This window comes from Paenibacillus glycanilyticus (assembly GCF_030161375.1).
Taxonomy (GTDB): domain Bacteria; phylum Bacillota; class Bacilli; order Paenibacillales; family Paenibacillaceae; genus Pristimantibacillus; species Pristimantibacillus glycanilyticus_B.
Genome location: NZ_BSSQ01000003.1, coordinates 22,151 through 44,699 on the forward strand (window position 1 = coordinate 22,151; position 22,549 = coordinate 44,699).

Below are 22,549 nucleotides of genomic sequence, written 5' to 3' on the forward strand. Positions count from 1 at the left end.
ACGCATGATTTTCTCCGGCTTGAGAGAAAACCACGCGTTCTTCCTACGATTCTTTCTTCCGATAAACGGACGGCGAAGAACCTACATACTTGCGGAATTTGCTATGGAAATAGTCGACGTTTGCGTACCCGACCATCTCCGCAACCTGATATACTTTCAGTCCTTGCTCAAGTAATATTTTCGCTTGTTCCATCCGTACTTTATCCAGATACGTGTTGAAGTTTTCTCCTGTAACCTGCTTAAACAGCTTGCCGAGATACGCGCTGTTATAGTTAAACAGTTCGGCGAGCGTCTCCATTTTCAGGTTCTCTTTATAATTGCGATGAATGAGGTCGATCATGCGGTTAATCTGCGTGTCCGCGGAAGAATGGTCAAGAGAATCGGCGATCTCCATCGTTATGGCTGCTGTACGGTTAATTAAAGCGCAATACCTGTACTCGCGGAACAATTCCGGAATCCGTATCCGGTATTCCCGCACCGGAAACTCTGGGCGTTTGGCGGCAAGCTTATCGAGAACGGCAGACAGCAGCTCGACAAACGTTGCCTTCATCTCAGCCTCTCCCGATCCCGAAGTTCTCAGTGCTACCGCATATTCTTCAATCAATTGCCGGATGGCGTCGCGGTTCACAATCTCAAGCGCAAGATACAACTTCTCTGCGACCCCCAGCACATCAGGTCTTGTTGCATCATCGTTGACGGCGGTTGCATGATCTTCCGCGATAATCTTGCCGCCTTCAAGGAAGAAGCGGTTTCTCATCCGGTCCAGCGCCTTCTGATACATTGCGGGAAGAAGAGTAAATTCTCGCGCGTTATCGCCTGTGACGACGGTGAATTCGGGCGACATCTCTTCGCAGGCATCGGTAATCATGGCATAGACATCACGGTTGAATGCCTCATTGGCAAGGCTTTTGTTCAGCAAAACGAGCAAATAAGGCTCCATTATAAGGGCGAGTCCAACTCCGGATTGCTCCAGAAGCTCGGATAATCTGCGTTTCATATGAACATGTCCGGCTGTAGCCTCTTCGCTGTGCTCATGCGTCTTGATCAGCAGCAGCTCGTATTCCTTCCAGTTCAAAGGAGCCGCGGGCAATCCGGATGTATGGCCAGTAAGGAACCGTTTGATATCCTCTTCCACGTTTCCCTGGCGCTCATTTTGCCGCATGCGGCGGTCCTCATACTCTTGGTCCAATTCCTTCTTCAAGGATCTCAAATAGTCCATAAGTTCGTCTTCGTCTACGGGCTTCAACAAATAACCGTCGATTCGCTGGACGATCGCCTGCTTCGCATATTCAAAATCCGCGTATCCGCTCAGAATGAGGACATGCATGTTGCCCCCTTTTTCACGAATGGTCTTGATCAGCTCCAGTCCGTTCATCTCCGGCATCCGGATATCCACAATGATGAGATCAAGCTCATACTGCTCGCATTTCAGCAAGGCATCTTTGCCGTTAGCTGCCGTATCTACAACCTCATAACCAAGGCTCTCCCATTCCAGCAAGGTGCGAAGACCTTCCCGGATCATCGGTTCGTCGTCTACCAGCAATACTTTATACATACAAATCCTCCCCAAACGGTAAGGTAAAGCTGACCTTTGTCCCTTGTCCCAGCTCGCTCTCGTATTGAAGTCCATGTTCTTGTCCGTAGGTCAGTTGCAAGCGCAAATGAACATTACGCAATCCAATCCGGTTATTGTCCGCATCTTCCGTTTCATTCAGGTGCTGGGTCAACTGCTTGATTTTCTCGCTGGACATTCCTGCCCCGTTATCAATAACGTCAATCCGGACATAATCGCCTTCTCTTGCCGCGCGGACCGTTACGATGCCGCCTTCCATCTTGTTCTCGAGACCGTGAATAACGGCATTCTCTACAAGCGGCTGAATGATAAGCGGAGGAATAGATACTTTCTCTACAAGCGGATCAACTTGAAGCTCATAAGCCAAGCGATCCTCATACCGGAATTTCTGAATATCCAGATAACAGCGTACAATATCCATCTCATCCGACAGATGCGTCATCCGCTGCGTGACTTCTATGCTTCGCCTCATCAGTTTGCCAAGGAGACGCACCACCTGCGAAATTTCCTTTTCCCCTTTCAAATGGGCTTTCATCCGAATCGATTCAAGCGCGTTAAACAGGAAGTGAGGATTAATCTGGCTGGCCATCATCTTCAGCTTGATTTCGTTCTGCTTGGATTCGAGCAGGCTTTTCATTTTATTAGTTTCCTGTACTTCCTCCACTAGCCCGTTAATGCTGGACACCATGGAATTAAATTGCCTGGACAATTGCCCGATCTCATCCTTGCCGTCAATCTCCATCACGATATCCAGCTTGCCGGTGGCAACCTTCGTAATATGTTTACTAAGCCGAAGCAGCCGCTTCGTAATAATGGTCGATACCCCAATAATCAGTAAGATGGCTATTACAAGACTAATCGAAATAACGGTTAAGGCGAGCGATTTAATGCGGTTCGCGTCTGCCACGATGGTATCTACCGAAAATACGGATATAATGCGAAGCGTATTTCCGCTTGCTTCCGGCACCAAAGGCTCGATCAGTACCCTGGAAGCGACTCCGTCGATATCCGCGGCATACATTCCGCTCTTCTCCTGCACAATGCCGGGCTCGAACTCGATGTCAGCTAATGTTTTGCCGGTTCTTCCCATGCGGTTCGCCGCCACGATCCGGTTATTGTCATCCACGATCATCGTCTCGAACGTTTCCTGGTTTAAGATACTGTTCAGCATCGTCATATCTAGCGTAATGACAAGAACGCCGCTCGTATTATTGCTGGAAAAGCTAATTTCCCGTACCAGAGACAAATAATTGCGCTTGTCCCGTTCGTCCTCGATATAATACCAGTTCACTCCGCTGCCGGGGATCAAAGCTTTCTTATACCATACCGTATCCTTAATCGACTGGTCCGGCTGGATGAAATCCCAGTTGTTCAGCATCGTTGGATTCTCCATATAAAACCGGATGTTCGCTATTTCATCATGCTGCTGACGGATCTCATTGAAATCGGTATATTCCCGGTACGCTTTGACGACCTCGTAAGTCGATTCGTATTTCCGGTTCGTCACGGCTTCGAGCCGGCTGTTCTCCAAACGGTAAGCGCTGTCGTAAGCCACATTCATCAGTTCGGTTGTTCTCGCCTTGACGCGCTGTACGTTCGTATGCGTCTGCTCCATCGCGTTATCCAGTGCCATATTGCGCAGCTCGTTTGTCAGAAACACGCCAACAATGAGAATCGGTATGATCAAGACTACGATACAGGATAGGATGAGCTTTGTTCTCAGCTTCACATTATTAAGCAGGTGTGAGAACATATGAAACATCTTGCAAGCCCCCTGTCACCTTCACATGAAAATTTGATTGCGTTTACATTCTAGGGGTTCTACCGCTAATTGTACAGGGATTTTATCTCCAATTTGTCGGGTATGAACGATTGCGCCGGCATGTTAGAATTTTTGAAACCCCTTACAATTAAAGGAGCTGACTTTCGTCATGACCGAAAACGCTAATCCGTCTTTTCCATTTCACAACCCCGAGCTGCCGCTAGAGCAGCGCGTTAATGATTTGGTTAACCGATTCACCCTGGAAGAAAAAATCAATCTGATGTGCCAATATCAAGACGAGATTGCCCATCTTGGCGTCAAAGCCTACAAACACGGTACCGAAGCTGCTCACGGCATGGCTTGGCTTGGCGAAGCAACAACCTTCCCTCAGCCGATTGGTCTTGCCTGCACATGGGATAAAACCCTGCTCCGAGAAATCGGAAGCGCGATCGGCGACGAAGCCCGCGGCTTCTATCACCGCAATCCGGCTCACAACGGACTGACGCTTTGGGCGCCAACGGTCGATATGGAGCGCGATCCCCGCTGGGGCCGCACGGAAGAAGCTTACGGCGAAGATCCGATTCTAACGGGCAAACTTTCCGCCGCGCTTACGCAAGGCCTTCAAGGCGATCATCCGTTTTACGTGAAAGCAGTCGCATCGCTCAAGCATTTCATCGGCAACAATAACGAGATAGACCGAGGCGAATGTTCCGTCAGCCTTGATCCGCGCAATAAGCACGAGTATTACTTGAAAGCATTCGAGATTCCGTTCAAGGAAGGCGGCGCGCTGTCGATGATGACCGCCTATAACTCCGTTAACGGCGTTCCGGCGAACGTTAATCCGGACGTGAACAACATCGTCAAACGCGAATGGGGCATGAACGGTTTTGTTGTCAGCGACGCGGGCGACGTGCTAGGCACGGTTAATGATCACCATTATGTTGAAACCTATAAGGAAGCCGTCGCTCTTACGATCAAAGCTGGCGTAGACAGCATTACCGACGATCACCCGATCTCGAAGCAGGCGATCCGCGATGCGTTGACTGACGGCCTACTAACGGAAAATGATCTCGACACGGCGCTTCGCAACACGTTCCGCGTCCGCTTCCGACTTGGCGAATTTGATCCGGCAGACCGCAATCCATATGCAGCGATCGACGACTCGGCCATCATGAAGCCGGAACATGCGAAGCTTGCTCTCGATGCCGTACGCAAAAGCATTGTTTTGCTCAAAAACGATGGCCTTTTGCCGCTCGATGCAAATAAATTGTCCAAAGCTGCCGTTATCGGCCCGCTAGCCGGCATCGTGTACCGCGACTGGTACAGCGGTCTTATGCCTTACGCCATTACACCGTTTGAAGGCATTCGGGCGAAGATGAACGGCGAAGGGCAACGGGTAACGCTCGCGACTGGCAGCAACCGCGTGAAGCTGAAATCGCTGAAGAACGACCGTTATGTGACGGTTGCAAGCGGCGAGAAAAACCCGCTCGCTGCAAGCGCGCAAGACTCGGACTCTGCCGACCTGTTCGAGACAACCGACTGGGGCTGGGACAGCCACACCATCATTGCCGAGAACAACAAGTTGTACCTATCTACGGATGAAGAGCAGGTTACCGCATCTTCCGAGCATATCTGGGAATGGTTCACCAAAGAAGTGTTCCACGTCCGTCCGCAGCAAGATGAGAATACCGTCGCCTTCACGACTTGGAACAACCGTCCGGTCACCGTAAATGCCGAGACCGGCGCTTTGGAAGTGCAAGATGGCGATCCTGTTACTGCTGAACGATTTGCGGTTGAACAAGAAACCGACGGCCTGCAGGAAGCGATTGCCGCAGCCCGCGAGAACGAAGTCGCGGTTGTTGTAGTTGGCAATCATCCGCTTATTAACGGGAAAGAAACCATTGACCGTCCAGATCTGACGCTTGCCGCTTACCAAGAGAAGCTGATCCGCGAAGTGTACGCGGTAAATCCGAACACGGTAGTCGTTGTTGTCGGCAGCTATCCGTTTGCCATGCCTTGGGTACAGGAGAACATCCCTGCTATCGTCTACCTGTCGCATGCCGGTCAAGAGCTTGGCCGCGCGCTTGCAGATGTGCTGTTCGGAGACTACAATCCGGCGGGCCGCGTGAACATGACCTGGTACGAGTCGGCTTCGCAACTTGGCGAATTTATGGATTACGACATTATTAAGAGCGAGCGCACTTACCAATATTTTGCCGGCAAACCGTTGTATCCATTCGGCCATGGCTTGTCCTACAGCCGCTTCCAATACGAAACGCTCCGGTTAGAGCAGTCCGAAGATTCGATTACCGCTTGCTTCCGCGTTACGAATACAAGCGACGTAGACGGCGAAGAAGTTGTTCAGCTGTATACCAGAGCTTTGGAATCCCGCGTGAAACGTCCGCTGAGACAACTTCAATCGTTCGAGCGCCTAACGATTGCCGCAGGCGAAACCCAAGAAGTCCGCTTTGAGCTGGATCGTTCCGCTCTTGCTTTCTGGGATGTTACGCGCAGCCAAATGTGCGTCGAGCAAGGAAGCTACGCGTTCCTCGTAGGCGCATCCTCCGGCGATATCCGCTTGGAAGGTACATTAACCGTTGCCGGCGAGACGATTCCGCCTCGCGATCTGACCCAAGTTACTGCTGCGGTGAACTATGACGACTATTCGAATATCATCATCGGCGAGAATACCGAAGGCGGCGACAGCGCCGCAACAACTTCAGCCGATGCATGGCTTCGATATGACGATGCACAGCTTGGCGAAGAAACTTGCTTCTTCGAAGTAAGAGCTTTGTCTTCGAATGGCGCAGCCGTCGAGATCCGATTGGATGCACCGGACGGCCCGTTGGCCGGCAGCTTGAAGCTTGAGGCCAGACCAACATGGCAGACCGCTACCGGCTCGGTAGAGCCTATGGCCGGCAATCATAACGTCTATCTGGTTGTTCAAGGAGAAGGCGAAACAAAGCTTGGCTGGTTCCGCTTCGGTAAATAAATCGTTATGCAGGGGCAACTCTTTGTCATCATTAGATGATAAGGGGCGGCCCCTTTCCTATCGCAGACGGCTACGTTCCAGCGTAGCAAACAGCCGCTTGTTCCCGAAGGAGCAAGCGGCTATCTATTTTATTACAGATTTACAGTAATCTTGGAAGCGAATGGAGCCAACTTCAAACCTTCTTGGCTTTGCACGGATTCCGCGCCTTCTACGGCTGCTGCCTGCCCGATGCCGCGCAGAACAACTTGCCATGGCTTGTCTGTGCCTTCATAGCTAATTTCGATTGTGCCGCCTGTACGAACCGCTGTTGCGGTTGCTTGCGGTTTGCCGTTCAGATCGTGAATGACAGCCGTTGCGGTAGCGCCGTCCGCCAGTTCGAACAGATGCAGTGTTACGTTATCTGCATAGTCGTAGTCCGGCTTCTGATTGTTACTGCCAATCGCTAGAAGCGTGTTTGGACGAACGAGCAACGGAATCGAGCTGTAGCCATGCTGCTCTTCCACCCATTTGCCGCCTTCAACGGTTGTGCCGTCGATCAAGCTAGTCCATTTGCCTGCAGGTACGTAATATTTCGCCGTGCCTTCCGTGTTGAAGATTGGAGCTACGAGCAGATTTTCGCCCAGCATGTATTGACGGTCGAGATAATGCGTCGTTGGATCTTCAGGGAACTCGAGAACCATCGCGCGCATCATTGGCACGCCCTTCTCCGTTGCTTCAACCGCATGGTTGAACAGATACGGCATCAGGCTGCTCTTAAGCTCCGTGAAGTAGCGAAGCACGTCAACGGATTCTTCGTCGAAGAGCCAAGGCACGCGGTACGACTCATTGCCGTGCAGACGGCTATGCGAGCTAAGCATGCCAAACGCTACCCAACGTTTGTAGATATCCGGCGGAGCTGTCCGCTCGAAACCGCTAATATCATGGCTCCAGAAGCCAAAGCCGGAGAGCCCAAGCGACAAGCCGCCACGGAGCGATTCCGCCATCGAGTCGTAATTCGCGGAGCAGTCGCCGCCCCAGTGTACCGGGAATTGTTGACCGCCGGCTGTTGCCGAACGCGCGAACAACATCGCTTCGTTTTTGCCGCGGTTTTCTTCCAACACTTCAAATACCGCTTTGTTGTACAGCTGTGTATAGTAATTGTGCATTTTTTCCGGATCAGAGCCATCAAAGTAAACGACATCCGTCGGAATCCGCTCGCCGAAGTCTGTTTTGAAGCAATCTACGCCCATATCCATCAGACGTTTGAGATGGCCTTTGAACCATTTCGTCGCATCCGGGTTCGTGAAGTCGACAAGACCCATGCCCGCTTGCCATTTATCCCATTGCCAAACGCTGCCGTCCGGTTTGCGGACGAGATAGCCATTGTCCATGCCTTCTTGGAAAAGAGCCGACTTCTGGCCGATATAGGAGTTGATCCATACGCAGATGCGCAGACCGCGTTCTTTCAGGCGGCGAAGCATGCCTTCCGGATCCGGGAACATGTCCGCGTCCCACTCGAAGTTGCACCATTCATATTCTTTCATCCAGAAACAGTCGAAGTGGAAGACATGCAGCGGAATGTTGCGCTCCGCCATTCCCTCAATAAAGCTGTTAACCGTAGCTTCATCGTAATCCGTTGTGAACGAAGTGGTCAGCCACAGGCCAAACGACCATGCCGGCGGCAATGCCGGTTTGCCGGTCAGCTTCGTATAGTTGTCGAGAACGTCTTTGAGCGTTTTACCGCCTACGATGAAATATTCCAAGTGCTCGCCGGGTACGCTGAAGCCTACCTTCGATACAACTTCGGAACCAACCTCGAACGATACGCGTTCCGGATGGTTGACGAATACGCCATAACCTGCGCTCGACAGGTAGAACGGTACGTTTTTATACGCTTGCTCGGAGCTAGTGCCTCCGTCTTCGTTCCAGGAATCAACCACTTGACCGTTCTTGATAAACGGCGTGAAGCGTTCGCCAAGACCGTATACTTGCTCGCCAACGCCAAGATCAAGCATTTCGCGGAAGTACGGTTTGCCTTGATCTTTCACGTATGCTGCCGCTTTGTGCGCGGTACCGGTCATCTTGCGTCCGTTCTGGAAAAATTCCAGACCCCAAGTTGGCGATTTGCGGATACGCGCCTGCAGTCCGCCGCTTGTTAATGTTGTATATTGCTCGTCATGATCGACGGTTGCGGTATGGTTAGCATCTGCGTTAATTTCGAACTCGGGACCAACTTGTTTGACGCCGGCATGGTGAACCCAGCGCACTTTAATCACGTCAGGGATCGGAGAGCTGATCTCAGCCGTTAGCATCATGCCGTTCAGCGTATCGCCTTTAATGTTAATGGGCTTTGTCGCCATATATGCTGTCAGCTTGCCGTTGTTCTCTTTCAGTTCGCGCACGTCTACCGGGTGCTGCATGTCGACGCCTTCGCGAATTTGCCAATAACCATCTGTAAATTTCATGGATTTGGTTCCTCCTCTAATGAATGAAAAAGAATTGCGGGGCAATCCTTGCTTCTGTTCGCTGCTTAAATGCCTACTTAGTAGTTTCTCGTACCATGTAAGCGGTTATGTTATAATAATATTGTCTTACCCTATATAAATCTGTCTAAATATTGCTCATTATTATCACGATTTTGACATTTCCATAAATACATTAGGAGTCTTAACTATGGACAAATCGACACTGAAAGAAGCACGCAAGCATGGTACTCCGATCTACCCGGTCAGCTTCTACGATATTGCTTGTCCGCCCGATGCGCCGCTTCTGGATTTGCATTGGCATGATGAACTTGAACTGCTGCTCGTTACGGAAGGATCTGCCGTGTTCAGGGTAGACCTGCAAGATTATGAACTACGTGCGGGAGAAGCGATCTTTGTCAATGCGGGGGAGCTTCATTCGGGTTATGTTACTAACGATCAGGCATGCTCTTTTACAGCCGTAGTGTTCCACTCCAGCTTGTTCAGCAGCGGCACCATCGATTATTTGTTTGACCGTTATATTTCTCCCGTGCTGGAGCGAAGATATGAAGTACCAGCCCATCTGCGCCGGGAGCCGGGAGCCGGACTGGAACTGCTTACCATGCTTGATACGTTAATTGAGATTTACAACTCAGACAAATTAGCCAATGAATTAATGATAAAAGGATTGCTCTACTCCATGATGTCGGAGCTGATCGGCTTGGGAGGCCCCGCTGCCCGAACCAAACCGGAGCAGGAAGGTTACCGGATCGACCGGCTGAAGACGGTAATCGAATATATCGAGCAGAACTACGCGGAGCCTATCCCTCTGCACAAACTCGCCGAGCTTGCGAGAATGAGCGAATCTTACTTTTGCCGTTTCTTCAAACGGATCACAACAAAAAGCCCCATTGAATATATGAACAGCTACCGCGTCCAGCAAGCGGCAGCCCGTCTGCGCCAGTCCGACGCCAAAATTATGGAGGTCGCGCTGGATGTTGGCTTCAACAGCTTAAGCTACTTCAACACCGTGTTCCGCCAACGTTTCGGCTGCACGCCTAGGGAGTACCGCAGCCGGTTGCAGAAGAGCGGGTAGTTGGTAGTTGCAGCATGGAAATAAAAAAAGGATCAAAAAGCGAAGTGCTTTTTGATCCTTTTCCTTAAATCGTTTATTTAGTTAACAGGCGAGTATTCCGAATTTGCCGTGTCGAGCATCGATTTCCAGCTGTTAAACTTTGTTTCTCTATTGATATAACGTTCAAACAATTCCTCATGCAAGTTATTGATTTCAGCTTGCGTAGTGGCTTGAAAGTTGCCCTTCTCTAAGAACGCCGCAAAACTATCGAAGTTCGAATACTTCTTCATGAAGGCTCCATTAAACAATTTGTCTAATGCAACGTTGTTCGGGTCTTCCTGGTTGTTTTTTGCTCCTTGCAGATCCTTAAACAGATCTTCCATTGACATTGGTTTATGTCTCACGTCATTAACACACCTTTCGTTTTAGTCTATTTTTTTCCTAAAGCTGCCCACGTTGACTCCAGCCAAGCATCAAAGTCAGTGCCCTTCTCGCCGTCATAGGCATCGTACACATCAAGCCTCGTCTTTTTTAACTTCTCTTTAAACTCTTCATAAGAATGGCCTTCCGGCAAGCTTTTCTTGATTCGAACTAGAATTTTCTGCGTTCCTTTGACCGGTTCGCCTTTTTTGCGCGAAGGCAACTGAACTTCCTCGCCAAATGCCTTTAACTTGCGGTATGCCGCTTCCTGCACTTGATAAACGGCATCGTTATTCAATCTATGCGTTAACACATCGATGACTTTCGAATGGTTCGACTGGCTAAGTTCTTCGACTGCGTTCAGCCGTTCTCTCCAGCTAGACCGGTTTGCGGCTGCTTTTAATTCATCATAATTCGAAGGCAATTCATTGCTAAATCCACGTTGACTCAAATGATCTCATCCATTCTTTTGTTATTTCATTATTTATTTTTAACGGATATTACTACATTATCCCTTTTGAAGGATGTTATCCATCCTTCAACTTAAATAGTAACACATAATGCACCCATAAGACTTGTTTGCCGGTCAATAAACTTTTATCTCGTTCCCCCGTTATTCTCATGGTAAAATTATCAAAAGATTTCGATAAAGAAAACTTTCCTTATTCCGAGGAGCCTTCGTTCAGCCGGCTCACCGGCCTTGTTGGCCTGTTGAATTGGCAAGGAATTGAACATCCTTGGCTGAATCAGGCTGTGGAAGTTTGTTTGAATAACATTGCCGAATCGAAATATGAAGATTCCCATACGATTCTTACGGCATTTTGCCTGCTGGAAAGCTTGCCTCAATCCAATCATGTAAAAGACCTGTTCTCCAAATTATCGGAAGAACTTTATCAAGCTAATCACTTTAACCTGGAACCGGCTCAAACCTACGGACTTACTCCGCTAGATTTTGCGCCGCTTTCGAATTCCTATTGCAGAAAGATTTTTTCCGATCAGACACTGCATGATCATCTTGATGTTCTGGAATCGGAGCAGCAGGAAGATGGAGGCTGGCCGATTCAATGGGAGCCGCCTAGCGATTTGGCAAAGTTGGAATGGCGCGCATACAAAACGCTAAAAACCTTAATTACAATGAAATCGTATAATCGAATTTAACAGCTCATCACGCTGCCGATTCTTCCGGACATTTAAAACAAAAAGGCGATATCAGGCTTAGGCCTGTATCGCCTTTTTACTCAAAATTTGTTCAAACGCATCATTGAAGTATTCCATGACGTACTTCGCGACATAACATTCGAAGGAAGCATAATCCGTCTTGACGGCCGAAGGATCCTTAATAAATTGATCCACCTCTTCAAACGTAAATCTCGGCTGATCGATAAACAACGCATTGGAAGCATCCGGCACAACGATTAAGGTCGAATGCATAAGAAGCTGGGAAGATAAAGCGTTGGAAGTCAAATAGATGGAATCGTCAGCACCAACAAGCACCAGAGTAGGATGCGTCAAATGAGCGAAATCTTCATTAACGGGATCTTTGGCGAATAACTCCAGCATTTGAAAATAAGTAGCAGGCGCAACAGCCATATAAGCGGAAACTAGCTTGTTATACAAAGCATGGTCCGTTGACAGCTTGGAAATTCCGTTAGCCAGACTTTCCGCCAGCGTCAGCATGGAGCCTTTGCTCGTTAATTGCATGCGGCTTTCGATAATGGACGATATGGTCCCTTTAGGCATAAACGCGGGAACCGACAACAGGACCAGGCTTTTCACGAGATCGCTATGCTGCAGGCTGAATTTCACGGCAAGCGTTGCGCCAAAGCCATATCCGAGCAAATGGACGGGACCCAGCTCCAGCTGCGTCAGAAATCCGAATAAATCCTGAATCAATAATTCCCAGCTGACAGGCTCATGGCCTTGGCCGGTACGGCCATGACCGCGAAGATCAAGTTTGACTACCCGGTAATGCTCCTTGAGATGAGGCAGAAACGGCTCCCAAACCTCCTGGTTAAGCCCCAAGTCATGTATAAGAACAATGGTCTCCATAGAGGAATTCGAATGATCGATATGATAGTGGAACGGAATATTCCGTACTTGGATGAATGACATATAATCCTCCTACGTTTCATGAGCTTCAACTATCATATCCCGATTGCCCCCTCAAGTCTGTTGACTTTAAGTCACATTGCAGATAATCTCAAAAGTAGAGTACTAGATTTGGGGGGCCGCTAAGCATGGACATTCGCGTACAATTTGGACAGAGAATCAAGGAATTACGGGCTCGCAGCGGAATGTCGCAGGAGCATCTGGCTTATCGGGCCGGCCTCGATCGGAGTTACATAAGCGGAGTTGAGCGCGGAGAACGCAATGTCAGTATTCTTAATATCGAGAAAATCGCCGCCGCCTTGCAAATCAGCGTAGCTTATTTGTTCTCTGGGGAGCGGTTCTCACCCAAGCAGGCTTATCAGCCGAAAGATTTTATAGTCCCTTTCAAAGATAGAATCCATTACACGCTTGACCCGGATAAGAAGCTGCTCTCCTTCCAAGTGAATGGCCTGGCATCCGGCAAGCAGGACGTTGAATATATGTCGAATATCGTGCTTGGCATCTGCTCTGCCTACGGCAAGGATGAGCTGGATGTGCTCGTTGATCACCGCGGCATGGTGACCTCTGACGGCCAGCCCGTTGTGTATTCCCCTGAGGTTGCCGAAAGAGCGGTACAATTCCAGCAAGAGCTTACCTCCTACAGTAAAAAAGTCGTCGTCTTATGTAATTCGGAATTTATGGTGGAGCAGCTCAACTATGTATCCAAAACAAGCGGCATCTTCGATAAAGCGACCCATCTGTTCGATCGAGACCGCGACATGATCGGCAAGGCATATGAACTATTCGATATTCACGATCATCCTTTTATACAGCTGAACAAATAACAAAACCGCCTGTTATAGGCGGTTTTGTCGTATTTAAGAGTTCCCGATCAGCTTAGGCAGCGGCCTTCTGGGACGATTCACCAGATATATACTTCCGAGCACCAGAACCAGACCGATCAATAAGGAGTAAGTAAACGGTTCGTTCAGAACAATCGTGCCGATTAATATCGCTACCAACGGAATGAGAAATGTAAATGAAGCCACCTTGCTCGCTTCCCCGGAATCCATCAGCTTATAGAACACAAGCCAGCCTAGCGCAATGACGAAGATCGAAATAAACAGAAGGCTCGCTATAAATTCGGTGCTCCATACCACATCGGACCAGCTCTCCGTAACCGAGCCGAGACCGGTCATAAATATGCCGCCAATCATTAGTTGCAAGGCGACTAGCCATATATTATCTACCTTGCCGCTATTTTTCTTCACATAGACGGTGCCAAGCGCCCAGCTCAGCGCGGAACCAAGCGCCAGCACAATTCCCGCGATCGAGATATGGCCCGAAGCACCGCTTGCACCGCTCGAGATGACGCCAACCCCGGCAAATCCAAGCACCAGTCCTATGACTTTAAGGCCGTACATTCGCTCTCCAAGCCAAGCCCACGAGAAGATTCCCACCAATACGGGCTGAAGGAATACAATAGCCGAGAATAGTCCGGCAGGCAAATATTGAATGCCAATCGTCTGCAAACCATAATACAGAATAACGTTCACAAGGGCTGACAAGAGATAAATATGCCAGGTTTGCTTGAACCGCAAACGACGGTACCGCGGAATCGCCGCGATTAATAAGAGCAGCCCGCCAAGCAGCGTCCGTACGCCGGAAAATAAGACGGGCGGCATATCCTGCAGCGCATATTTGGATAACGGCCAGTTAATTCCCCATACCAGCACTAAAAAAAATATGAGAAAAAACGTAGTTCTTTTATTCAATCGAAATCTTCCTTTCGAATGTAAAAACCGTTATTGTCCTAGGACAAGCGGTGTCAAAAACAAGGTTAGAATAGCGGTTAGAATCATCGAAACGCTGGATACCGTTCCTGATATGCTGCCAAGCTCAAACGCTTTGGAAGTCCCTGCCCCGTGAGCGCTTGTTCCTAGCATAACGCCTCTCGCAACCTCATTGCGGATTCGGAACAGACGAATGATCGGAGGTCCAACTATAGAACCAAAAATACCCGTAATCATGACCGCAACCGCTGTAATCGTCGGAATCCCTCCAATTGTCTCGGCCACATTCATGGCGATAGGCGTCGTTGTGGAATGAGGGATCAGACTATACGTCATCGACTTATCGAGGCCAAATCCTTCGGCCAGCCACAAGGACGATGCAACTGCGGCGGCAGAACCGGTCAACACGCTGATTATGATCTGGGCAGCATGTTGTTTGATAAGATCATAATGTCTGGACAACGGAATAGCAAAAGCAATGGTTGCCGGTCCCAGCATATCGGATAACCAATGCGCGCCGGCGTTATAATGGGCATAACTTGTTTTGGTAACCGCAAGCAGGATAATGAGCAGGACTGGCGTCACAATCAATGGCGATAACAGCAGCATCGGTTTATGCCGGTATAGCTTTTTGGCTAACAGATATACGGCAATCGTTATTATTAAGCTAATCATTGAAATGATCATCCTTGCGAGCCCCCTTTCCGTCTAGCAACCTGCTGCGCCACAAGTCCGCTGCACAACATGACGATAATCGTGCCTAGACCGATCACTAGAGCAATCTGAACGCCGGAGCTGATGACCAATTGCCGGTACCCGATGATGCCAACGGCAGGCGGAATAAAGAAGAGCAGCATTGTAGCAATCAGCCAATCCGAACCGGATTCCACCCATTTGCGGGGAATAATCTTCGCTTGAAGCATAATAAACAGCAGAAGCATTCCGAGAATGCTGCCTGGAACCGGAAGATGCAGCCAGATGACGAGCTGATTCATCAACCAGGAAAGCACGATAAAGAACAACACTTGAATAAACAACTTCATAAGGTAACGCATAACGGCCAACTCCCTTTAATGGAAGTGTACAGCAGCCTTATTCATAGGTAAAATACATTTACAGAATGGTTTTCATTCCAATTATCTATGGATAGGAGACATCTTGTTTGGATATCCGACATTTGCAATATTTTGTGGAAGCCGCCCGCTTCCAGAGCTTTACGAAAGCCGCGCAGTCCCTTTATATCACGCAGCCGACGATCAGCAAGATGATCAAAAACCTCGAAGAGGAGCTTGGCGTTGTTTTGTTCGAGCGTACCGGCAAACGAATCAAATTAACCGATGCCGGTTCGATTCTGCTCGAGCAGGCGCAGCAAATGGTTCAATCCTTCGGCCAGATGAACTCCAGATTATCCGAACTGATGGAGATGAAGGTTGGCCATATTCGAATTGGACTGCCTCCAATGGTAGGCGTCACCTTTTTCCCGCGCATTATCGGAAAGTTCCGGGAGAAATACCCAAAGATTACGATGCAGCTGTTCGAGCACGGGGCCAAAAAAGTGGAAGCCGATGTTGGCTCGGGAGAGCTCGATATCGGGGTGATCCTGCTGCCAACTAATGAAGAGAAGTTTGATTCCTTCTGCTTCCTGCGGCAGGACTTGATGCTCGTTGTTCCTTCTTCGCATAAACTTGCGAATCGTGACGAAGTGCCGTTCATTGAGCTGAAGGACGAGCCCTTCCTGCTCTTCCATGAAGATTTCACCTTGCATGACCGGATTATCGCCGAATGCGAGAAGTTGGGATTTCATCCCGATGTCGTCTACAAAAGCACGCAGTGGGATTTTATAAGCGAGATGGTTGCCGCCAATATGGGAATTGCGCTTCTGCCTGAAGCCATTTGCCATGAGCTTGACCAGGAACGTCTGCGCGTCATCCCGCTAACGTCGCCTAGCATTCCTTGGCATTTAGCCCTTATCTGGCGCAAGGACAGCTATTTGTCCTTTGCTACTCGGGAGTGGATCGCGTTCGCGAGAGAAGTGCTGGGGCATGAGGTTTGATCGATGACAAAACAGTACTTAAATGAAAAACGGCATGCTAAATGGGGGATCCATTTAACACGCCGTTTTTCATTTATCTATTTCTGCTCACTCGCGGTCCCGGAGGCGGGCCGCCTGGTCCCATACCTGGACCGCCCGGTCCCATACCTGGGCCACCCGGTCCCATACCCGGGCCGCCTGGGCCTGGGCCATGACCCGGACCTCCTGGCCATGGTCCTCCCCAAGGCGGACCGCCCCATGGCGGACGTGGAGGCGGCGGAGGGCCCCATCCCCACCATGGCGGACGCGGAGGCGGCCAGCCCCACCATGGTTGAGGTTGCCATGGCTGAGGCTGAAACCCGCCGGGCGGAATAAAGCCGCCGCCAGGTGGTACAAATCCTCGATTGGATTTTGTCATTTATGAAGACTCCTTTAAGAGAGATGTAATTTGAAGCCTGCCTTAGCGTATGCCAATACCCATGACTTGGTATAGGCAGCCGTACCGCCAGCTAGGTCTGATCTTTACGCAAGAGAAAAAAGCTTCTAATCCAACGCGGATTAGAAGCTTTTTTCTCTTGCTTATCTGGCTAATTTCATTTAACCGCTTCCATCGCATTGGCCAGCGCAACCAGCTTGTTAACCGTATTCCAGTTGCGGACGGTGGAATGAACGCCTAGCTTCTCGGCTTTAACGGCTAATTTGGAATTGCGGATGCTCTGATAGAATAGCAAGTACAAGTCCCGCCCCTCGCAATGGCACAATTCCTCCTCGGATACAAAAGCCTGAAGCTTCTCAAGCCGATCTGATAACGGCTCTTCCAGCATCATTGATACATACAGCGATTCGCCTTGTTCGCTGGCCGCCGCGGCAGCAAGCTGCTCTGCCGAGAACGGGCAGTTGGCCGCTATTCTTCTCATTTCATCAGCCGTTCGAATAATAACCCTGATTGGAAGGCCAAATACCTCTTCGATTCGCTGCTCGATCCGGCTTCGGAGCGTTTGTTCGTCCTCATCCGATGTGAACAAAATATTGCCGCTCTGAATATAGGTTTGAACATCTTCTAGACCGATTGCAGCAAGCGCGTCTCTAAGATCCGCCATCTTGATCTTGTTTTTCCCGCCGACATTAATGCCTCGCAACAAAGCAATATGGACTGTCATAACCATTTCTCCTTATCCGTAAGTAGATGCCGTTCAAATTGCTTCTCGTGCAAGTCTTTGTACACGCCGTTCAACTGAAGCAGCTCTTCGTGACGCCCTTCTTCGACGATCGTTCCATCCTGCACGACCAGAATTTGATCCGCCGCCATAATGGTCGACAACCGGTGCGCAATAACAATACTAGTCTTATTCTGCAGCAAAAGGCTCATCGCCTTCTGAATGTAATATTCCGATACGGTATCGAGGGAAGACGTGGCTTCATCCATCACAATGATCGCCGGATCTTTGAGCAACACCCTTGCGATCGCAATTCGCTGCTTTTCTCCTCCAGAAAGCTTCATCCCCCGGTTGCCAACAACCGTATCGTAACCTTCGGGCAGCTCCATAATAAATTCGTGAATATAGGCGGCTTCGCATGCGGCTATCATTTCTTCTTCGGTCGCTTCATCATTGGCATACATCAGGTTTTCCCGGATCGTCCCGTTAAACAGATAACTGTCCTGCGTGACAAGTCCAATCTGGGACCGCAGCGACTCCAGCGTCATATCCCGGATATCGGTTCCCCCGATCCGTATCGCTCCCGATTGACGTTCGTACAGCCGCGGCAGCAGATTGGTGATGGTTGTTTTGCCCGCCCCGCTAGGACCAACCAGCGCCGTCATCGTTCCCGTCGCGGCTCTGAAAGAAATATGCCGCAAAGCTTGCTTGTCTTTCTGATAAGTAAAGCTTACATCCTCGTACACGATATCTGCTCCAGCAAGATCTATGTCCCGCGCTTCGGGTTTATTAACAATAACCGGCTCCATATCGAAATAATCGAAGATCCGTTCAAACAACGCGATTGAGCGATTGATTTCAACGTACAGGTTGGTCATTTGTCCGAATGGACCGTATACTCTGCCGAGCAATGCAACAAAGCTGATAATTGCCCCGACCGTTATTTCACCTTGAATATATAAATATCCGCCATACAAATAGATCAGCATTGGACCTATCGTTGTAAACGTCGTCAGCAGCATCATGAACCAACGGCCGGCCATCGATTCTCTTATTTGCAGCCGGGTAGATTCGGCATTTACCGCTTGGAAACCCTCAAATTCCTTCTGCTCTTTCGTGAACAGCTTCATCAGCAGATAACCGCTAATGCTCAAAGTTTCCTGGATAATATGATTTTGCTCGGACATTTTCTCCTGCGTCTGCTTGGCAATATTCCAGCGGACACGGCCCATTTTCCGGGTTGGCACAAGAAACAAAGGAACCACGCACATCCCGAGAATAGCGAGCTTCCAGTTCATGACGAACAACGTTCCAAGCGTTGTCGCAAGGATAAACAGATTACTCGCGAAATTGACGACGGTGCTGTTAAATACGCCTTGTATGCCGGCAATATCGCTGGTCATCCTCGTAATGACCTCGCCTTGCTTCACATTGGAGTAGAACTGCATCGGCATCTTCTGCAGATGGCGGTACATCTGGTTTTTCATGTCGTACACAATATTTTGCGAAATATAGGAATTGAGGTAGCTTTGCAGAACGCCAATCAGACCGGACGCAACCGTTGCCGCAAGCGAGATCAACACCAGCTCGAGAAGCAGCCTCATATCCTTATTCGGCAGCGCATCGTCAACGATATGCTGAATAAAGATAGACGGCAGCACGCCTAATCCGGAGGAGATCAGAAGAATCACCAGAACAACGGCGGTCTGCCTCCAATACGGAATAAAATAAGCCGAAATCCGGCGGAGCATTTCTTTTGTAATTTCCGGCTTTGTCCCGTCATCAAATTTCATCTTGTTAAAGCCCATTCCGCCGGGGCCTCCATACATTCTGGACATTTCGTTCCCCCTTCCTTACAGGTGAGTCAAGATCCGCTGGTGAAGCTCGCGAAGCTTATCGATCTCTTCCTGCTGCAACTGTTCGAGCGCATGGCTTAACGCCTTATACGAAGCTGCTTCCAAGTTATATTGCCTGCACAGTTCTTCGCCGCCTGGCGTAATAAACAACTGAATTTCTCTCCGGTCCTGCTCGGAAGGCTCGCGGATCACAAGCCCCTTCTCGACAAGCGAGTCAATATGGACGCTGACCCGGCTTTTGGCAAATACAAGCCGCTCCGTCAGTTCCTTTTGCTTCTGCCCCGGATTTAACCGGACCGATTCCAATATATTGATCTGGTGAACGGTTAGCCCCAGATGAGCGGCGCTATGAAAGGCCAACTTCTTCAGCTGGCGGGTAATCTTAAAGAAAGAATGGTAAATATCCATCGCTTGATCAGCCATTGCAAAAAGCCACCTTTTTAGTTATGAGTGTGAACCGTTACGGTTGTAAACTAATTATACGCAAAAAAAAGAGAGCCTTTCAACTCTCTTCTCTTCCGCTTTAATATAAGGGATACTTTTGACGCAAATCTTCCCGGTGGAGGACATTCGAATCCTCGCGAATATAATGGCAGACGTAGGAACGGCGCCATCTGTCCGTGCTCCGGTTTTTGCCCGATGAATGGATGAGCAGCTCGCTGAAAAACAAAATATCCCCTTTTTCCATCTCTACCGGTACTTGTTTGGTCGTATCCACGCCTTCCGTCTCCTCGGTCCAAGGCTCGTGTTCTTCGATGTTTTTGACCGCGCCATGCGGCAGCAGCCCCAGTCGGTGAGTACCCGGCATAACCCACAGACAGCCGTTCTCGACATCAATTCGATCCTCCATCGCCGTCCATGCGGCAATCATCGTCATGGGATCATTTTTGATGTAGTAATAATCTTGATGGGCAGCCTGTCCCGGGGAACCCGGCTCTTTGTAGAAATACATGCTTTGCACGCAAACCGCCTTTTTGCCCATCAATTGCGCAAGCGCTCCGCGGACAAGCTGATGCTTCATCAGTTGTCTCGACATGCTGTCGTGTTTATGCGGATTAAATAACCGCAGGGAATATTTTTTCGATTCCTCGCATGCCGCCCACTCGGGCATCGGCGATTGGTTCCTGATATCATAGATGTGTCCGTTAAAGGCATCAATCAAATCGCTGGACATCCCGTTCTTCCATAATAGATAACCGTTTTCTCTAAAAAATGCAATCTGTTCTTCCGTTAGGGGAGTAAGGGGAGCCGTAAAAGTTGTATTCATTAAGCATTCTCCTTTGTGGATTGATTTTTAGCTCGAGCGTTACCCTTATCGTACTCCCGCTCCCCTATCCTAACAATGGCTGTCGTTTGCTATTTTGTATCTGTCATTGATATCGGCATGATTCTTCAACTACAATAACAGTTAGAGGTGATTGTCATGCATGTAACGTCCGCGGTAGCCGGTTCCGTCGTTTATCCGCCTGGCGGAAAGTTTGGTCCTCGCATTCAGATGGATTTACAGCTTGTGATGCTTTATACCGGTGAAATGACGGTGACGATCGACGGCCGTGAGCTTCATGCCGAGCCCGGCCATGTCGTGCTTCTGCTTCCCGGACATGAAGAGCAGTTTGTGTTCTCCAAAACCGAAGATACTTGGCATCGCTGGATTGCCGTCCATGCGCCGGAACTTGATGACGAGACGCTGGAATCATTCCGCCGCCTGCCCGAATGTCTGCCGCTTACCGAAGATATGAACCGGCTGACGGATCTCCTTATCGGCCTGCAGCGGAATGTATCCTCTTCCGATCCGGTCATGCTGCAGCTTGGACTTGCCGCTCTGCATCTGTATCCGGTAGAATCCAAGCGGACCCTTCATCAAACGGAAAAACATCCGGCCATCTACGCCGCCATTTCCTGGATGCGGGAGCACTATGCGGAAGACGTCACATTGAAAGAGATTTCCGCTAGCGTAAACCTATCGCCGGAGCATCTGGTCCGTTTGTTCAAACAACACGAGCACATGACGCCATTTCAATATTTATGGAATTTGCGGATTAACAAAGCTGTTGAACTGCTCACCAACACAGGCTTAACGATTACGGAAGTCGCTTTGCTATGCGGATTCAAGACCTCTCACCATTTCGCGAGGCAACTCAAGCAAGCCACCGGCAGAACGGCTTCCGAAATTCGCCAATTATCATGGAGCGGTTTACGAAAAGCTTAAATTCGAGGTTTGTTCCATTGTGGACTCCTGAACCAACAGTCCTTCCAAGTACGACTTGTTATGGAGAACCGACGGATGATCCGGACGGTAAGCGCGGGCGATTTCGTTATGCTCATAAGCTTTCAGCCATTGGCCTAACTTGTCGTAACATACGCAAAGCTGCAGGTGCGGCAGCCAGGTTGAACAGGAGGTATTTTGCATCGACCAGGCTTCCTCCTGCTTGGGAGCCCGCAAAGCGGCTTCGTACCAGTAAGCGGCAGTCTCGTAAGCACCGGACTGAAGCTTGTAATAGCCGATGCGGCAGCAATTATCCGCTCTCGGGCTGCCATATTGGAAGGAACGAAGAGCAGCCTCGAGCGCCAGCTCCTGATCGCCTAAAGCCGCATGGCAATCGGCCAGTTTGCCGCAAGCCGCAATATTATCCTCCACCCACCCTTTTTTGGAATGAAGGAACCGGTTGTAATAAAGAACCGCCTTCTCAAATCGGCTGTGATCCCTGAGCTCGTTGGCAAAATAATAAAGATCTCTTGGACTTAACTCTTCCCCTTGCGCTAAGCGTTGTTCATAAATGCGTAAATTCCGCTCGCTGTCATGCCGCGTACTTGCATGGGTGACGGCGATGTCCGTTGCCAGCGCCACCCCGTATACCTCCAAGTATTCATGGACGGCGCCAATCCATTTGAACCCGCGTTCCCGCTTGACTAACCGGTTCCGGCGAAGCCTGTTCGTAACAACCCCGCTCTCATCCTTCGACAAATGATAGAGCATCGACACCGTATCCACATCCGGTGACAGCGAGGCTTTCAGCTCGAGCAGCTTCACCTGATCCTCTTCCATAAAAATATCGTCCGCATCCAGCCACAGTATGTAGTCGCAAGCCGCTTTGCCAAAGGCATAGTTACGCGCAGCGGCAAAGTCGTCAATCCATTCAAACTCGTATACTTGAGACGTATAGGATAACGCGATCTCTTTAGTCCGGTCCGATGATCCTGTGTCTACAATAACGATCTCGTCCGCGATTCCATTCACCGAATCCAAGCAACGCGCCAAAACATCCTCTTCATTCCTCACAATCAGACAAAGACTTATGCTGATCATCGCGAGCAACACCCCTTTTATTCGATTTTTTCCGCGGTGTTATGACTGATCTC

21 protein-coding genes are annotated in these 22,549 nt (G+C 49.6%); 6 read left to right on the plus strand and 15 right to left on the minus strand.

Features of this window, described 5'->3' with window-relative positions:
* Nucleotides 1–43: 43 nt before the first annotated feature.
* The gene (locus QQK89_RS03870) at nucleotides 44–1,555 is read right to left on the minus strand and encodes a response regulator transcription factor (protein ID WP_284237126.1); all 1,512 of its coding nucleotides are present in this window, start codon (nucleotides 1,553–1,555) and stop codon (nucleotides 44–46) included.
* Nucleotides 1,548–3,335 (minus strand): sensor histidine kinase, encoded by a 1,788-nt coding sequence (locus QQK89_RS03875; protein WP_284237127.1) that lies wholly within the window; start codon nucleotides 3,333–3,335, stop codon nucleotides 1,548–1,550. Before QQK89_RS03875 ends, QQK89_RS03870 begins: the two co-directional genes overlap by 8 nt.
* Before the next feature lie 169 nt (nucleotides 3,336–3,504).
* On the opposite strand from QQK89_RS03875, the gene QQK89_RS03880 reads away from it, so the two are divergent.
* On the plus strand, nucleotides 3,505–6,327 hold the full coding sequence (locus tag QQK89_RS03880) for a glycoside hydrolase family 3 protein (protein ID WP_284237128.1): 2,823 nt from the start codon (nucleotides 3,505–3,507) through the stop codon (nucleotides 6,325–6,327).
* A gap of 131 nt (nucleotides 6,328–6,458) precedes the next feature.
* Here QQK89_RS03880 and yicI read toward each other — a convergent pair whose 3' ends face one another.
* Complete coding sequence (yicI, locus tag QQK89_RS03885) at nucleotides 6,459–8,771, minus strand: alpha-xylosidase (protein ID WP_284237129.1); 2,313 nt, start codon at nucleotides 8,769–8,771, stop codon at nucleotides 6,459–6,461.
* A 208-nt stretch (nucleotides 8,772–8,979) separates the two neighbouring features.
* On the opposite strand from yicI, the gene QQK89_RS03890 reads away from it, so the two are divergent.
* Nucleotides 8,980–9,864, plus strand: coding sequence for an AraC family transcriptional regulator (locus tag QQK89_RS03890; RefSeq protein ID WP_284237130.1), 885 nt, complete (start codon nucleotides 8,980–8,982; stop codon nucleotides 9,862–9,864).
* Nucleotides 9,865–9,941: 77 nt separating this feature from the next.
* On the opposite strand, the gene QQK89_RS03895 is transcribed toward QQK89_RS03890, so the two are convergent.
* Both QQK89_RS03895 and QQK89_RS03900 read right to left on the minus strand, forming a co-directional pair.
* On the minus strand, nucleotides 9,942–10,247 hold the full coding sequence (locus tag QQK89_RS03895) for a hypothetical protein (RefSeq protein WP_434481621.1): 306 nt from the start codon (nucleotides 10,245–10,247) through the stop codon (nucleotides 9,942–9,944).
* 26 nt (nucleotides 10,248–10,273) lie between these two features.
* Nucleotides 10,274–10,714: a HEAT repeat domain-containing protein gene (locus tag QQK89_RS03900; RefSeq protein WP_284237131.1), complete on the minus strand. Its 441-nt coding sequence runs from the start codon at nucleotides 10,712–10,714 to the stop codon at nucleotides 10,274–10,276.
* 170 nt (nucleotides 10,715–10,884) lie between these two features.
* Here QQK89_RS03900 and QQK89_RS03905 point away from each other — a divergent pair, with 170 nt between their 5' ends.
* Complete coding sequence (locus tag QQK89_RS03905) at nucleotides 10,885–11,421, plus strand: hypothetical protein (protein WP_284237132.1); 537 nt, start codon at nucleotides 10,885–10,887, stop codon at nucleotides 11,419–11,421.
* 57 nt (nucleotides 11,422–11,478) lie between these two features.
* Here the strand turns inward: QQK89_RS03905 and QQK89_RS03910 are convergent, their stop codons facing one another.
* Entirely contained in the window at nucleotides 11,479–12,375 is an 897-nt protein-coding gene (locus QQK89_RS03910) for an alpha/beta fold hydrolase (RefSeq protein ID WP_284237133.1), read from the minus strand.
* Nucleotides 12,376–12,500: 125 nt separating this feature from the next.
* Here QQK89_RS03910 and QQK89_RS03915 point away from each other — a divergent pair, with 125 nt between their 5' ends.
* Nucleotides 12,501–13,196 (plus strand): helix-turn-helix domain-containing protein, encoded by a 696-nt coding sequence (locus tag QQK89_RS03915; RefSeq protein WP_284237134.1) that lies wholly within the window; start codon nucleotides 12,501–12,503, stop codon nucleotides 13,194–13,196.
* Nucleotides 13,197–13,229: 33 nt separating this feature from the next.
* On the opposite strand, the gene QQK89_RS03920 is transcribed toward QQK89_RS03915, so the two are convergent.
* The 3 genes from QQK89_RS03920 to QQK89_RS03930 are packed head-to-tail and all read right to left on the minus strand — an operon-like array spanning nucleotide 13,230 to nucleotide 15,199.
* On the minus strand, nucleotides 13,230–14,126 hold the full coding sequence (locus QQK89_RS03920; RefSeq protein ID WP_284237135.1) for a DMT family transporter: 897 nt from the start codon (nucleotides 14,124–14,126) through the stop codon (nucleotides 13,230–13,232).
* Between the two features lie 30 nt (nucleotides 14,127–14,156).
* Nucleotides 14,157–14,831 (minus strand): LrgB family protein, encoded by a 675-nt coding sequence (locus QQK89_RS03925; RefSeq protein ID WP_284237136.1) that lies wholly within the window; start codon nucleotides 14,829–14,831, stop codon nucleotides 14,157–14,159.
* Nucleotides 14,828–15,199 carry a CidA/LrgA family protein gene (locus tag QQK89_RS03930; protein WP_284237137.1) on the minus strand — a complete coding sequence of 124 codons (372 nt, stop codon included), beginning with the start codon at nucleotides 15,197–15,199 and terminating at the stop codon, nucleotides 14,828–14,830. The genes QQK89_RS03925 and QQK89_RS03930 overlap by 4 nt, the downstream gene beginning before the upstream one ends.
* 107 nt (nucleotides 15,200–15,306) lie before the next feature.
* On the opposite strand from QQK89_RS03930, the gene cidR reads away from it, so the two are divergent.
* Nucleotides 15,307–16,197, plus strand: a complete 891-nt coding sequence (cidR, locus tag QQK89_RS03935; protein WP_284237138.1) for a cidABC operon transcriptional activator CidR — start codon at nucleotides 15,307–15,309, stop codon at nucleotides 16,195–16,197.
* Nucleotides 16,198–16,270: 73 nt separating this feature from the next.
* Here cidR and QQK89_RS03940 read toward each other — a convergent pair whose 3' ends face one another.
* From QQK89_RS03940 to QQK89_RS03960, 5 genes are all read right to left on the minus strand, one after another.
* Nucleotides 16,271–16,594, minus strand: a complete 324-nt coding sequence (locus tag QQK89_RS03940) for a hypothetical protein (RefSeq protein ID WP_284237139.1) — start codon at nucleotides 16,592–16,594, stop codon at nucleotides 16,271–16,273.
* A 175-nt stretch (nucleotides 16,595–16,769) separates the two neighbouring features.
* Nucleotides 16,770–17,336 (minus strand): DUF1697 domain-containing protein, encoded by a 567-nt coding sequence (locus QQK89_RS03945; protein ID WP_284237140.1) that lies wholly within the window; start codon nucleotides 17,334–17,336, stop codon nucleotides 16,770–16,772.
* Nucleotides 17,333–19,171, minus strand: a complete 1,839-nt coding sequence (locus QQK89_RS03950) for an ABC transporter ATP-binding protein (RefSeq protein WP_284237141.1) — start codon at nucleotides 19,169–19,171, stop codon at nucleotides 17,333–17,335. The genes QQK89_RS03945 and QQK89_RS03950 overlap by 4 nt, the downstream gene beginning before the upstream one ends.
* Nucleotides 19,172–19,186: 15 nt before the next feature.
* Nucleotides 19,187–19,612, minus strand: a complete 426-nt coding sequence (locus QQK89_RS03955; RefSeq protein WP_284237142.1) for a MarR family winged helix-turn-helix transcriptional regulator — start codon at nucleotides 19,610–19,612, stop codon at nucleotides 19,187–19,189.
* A gap of 100 nt (nucleotides 19,613–19,712) precedes the next feature.
* Nucleotides 19,713–20,456, minus strand: a complete 744-nt coding sequence (locus QQK89_RS03960; RefSeq protein ID WP_284237144.1) for a phytanoyl-CoA dioxygenase family protein — start codon at nucleotides 20,454–20,456, stop codon at nucleotides 19,713–19,715.
* A 156-nt stretch (nucleotides 20,457–20,612) separates the two neighbouring features.
* Here QQK89_RS03960 and QQK89_RS03965 point away from each other — a divergent pair, with 156 nt between their 5' ends.
* Nucleotides 20,613–21,398, plus strand: coding sequence for an AraC family transcriptional regulator (locus QQK89_RS03965; RefSeq protein ID WP_284237145.1), 786 nt, complete (start codon nucleotides 20,613–20,615; stop codon nucleotides 21,396–21,398).
* Here QQK89_RS03965 and QQK89_RS03970 read toward each other — a convergent pair.
* The gene (locus QQK89_RS03970) at nucleotides 21,384–22,496 is read right to left on the minus strand and encodes a tetratricopeptide repeat-containing glycosyltransferase family 2 protein (RefSeq protein WP_284237146.1); all 1,113 of its coding nucleotides are present in this window, start codon (nucleotides 22,494–22,496) and stop codon (nucleotides 21,384–21,386) included. The two genes, QQK89_RS03965 and QQK89_RS03970, sit on opposite strands and share 15 nt — an antisense overlap.
* Nucleotides 22,497–22,549 lie beyond the last annotated feature (53 nt).

What these genes read in the sequence shown, in the direction of transcription:
- QQK89_RS03870 (WP_284237126.1), bottom strand. Translation starts at nt 1,555, where the DNA reads ATGTATAAAGTATTGCTGGTAGACGACGAACCGATGATCCGGGAAGGT.
- QQK89_RS03875 (WP_284237127.1), bottom strand. Translation starts at nt 3,335, where the DNA reads ATGTTTCATATGTTCTCACACCTGCTTAATAATGTGAAGCTGAGAACA.
- QQK89_RS03880 (WP_284237128.1), top strand. Translation starts at nt 3,505, where the DNA reads ATGACCGAAAACGCTAATCCGTCTTTTCCATTTCACAACCCCGAGCTG.
- yicI (WP_284237129.1), bottom strand. Translation starts at nt 8,771, where the DNA reads ATGAAATTTACAGATGGTTATTGGCAAATTCGCGAAGGCGTCGACATG.
- QQK89_RS03890 (WP_284237130.1), top strand. Translation starts at nt 8,980, where the DNA reads ATGGACAAATCGACACTGAAAGAAGCACGCAAGCATGGTACTCCGATC.
- QQK89_RS03905 (WP_284237132.1), top strand. Translation starts at nt 10,885, where the DNA reads ATGGTAAAATTATCAAAAGATTTCGATAAAGAAAACTTTCCTTATTCC.
- QQK89_RS03910 (WP_284237133.1), bottom strand. Translation starts at nt 12,375, where the DNA reads ATGTCATTCATCCAAGTACGGAATATTCCGTTCCACTATCATATCGAT.
- QQK89_RS03915 (WP_284237134.1), top strand. Translation starts at nt 12,501, where the DNA reads ATGGACATTCGCGTACAATTTGGACAGAGAATCAAGGAATTACGGGCT.
- QQK89_RS03925 (WP_284237136.1), bottom strand. Translation starts at nt 14,831, where the DNA reads ATGATCATTTCAATGATTAGCTTAATAATAACGATTGCCGTATATCTG.
- QQK89_RS03930 (WP_284237137.1), bottom strand. Translation starts at nt 15,199, where the DNA reads ATGCGTTACCTTATGAAGTTGTTTATTCAAGTGTTGTTCTTTATCGTG.
- QQK89_RS03940 (WP_284237139.1), bottom strand. Translation starts at nt 16,594, where the DNA reads ATGACAAAATCCAATCGAGGATTTGTACCACCTGGCGGCGGCTTTATT.
- QQK89_RS03945 (WP_284237140.1), bottom strand. Translation starts at nt 17,336, where the DNA reads ATGACAGTCCATATTGCTTTGTTGCGAGGCATTAATGTCGGCGGGAAA.
- QQK89_RS03950 (WP_284237141.1), bottom strand. Translation starts at nt 19,171, where the DNA reads ATGTCCAGAATGTATGGAGGCCCCGGCGGAATGGGCTTTAACAAGATG.
- QQK89_RS03955 (WP_284237142.1), bottom strand. Translation starts at nt 19,612, where the DNA reads ATGGCTGATCAAGCGATGGATATTTACCATTCTTTCTTTAAGATTACC.
- QQK89_RS03960 (WP_284237144.1), bottom strand. Translation starts at nt 20,456, where the DNA reads ATGAATACAACTTTTACGGCTCCCCTTACTCCCCTAACGGAAGAACAG.
- QQK89_RS03965 (WP_284237145.1), top strand. Translation starts at nt 20,613, where the DNA reads ATGCATGTAACGTCCGCGGTAGCCGGTTCCGTCGTTTATCCGCCTGGC.
- QQK89_RS03970 (WP_284237146.1), bottom strand. Translation starts at nt 22,496, where the DNA reads ATGATCAGCATAAGTCTTTGTCTGATTGTGAGGAATGAAGAGGATGTT.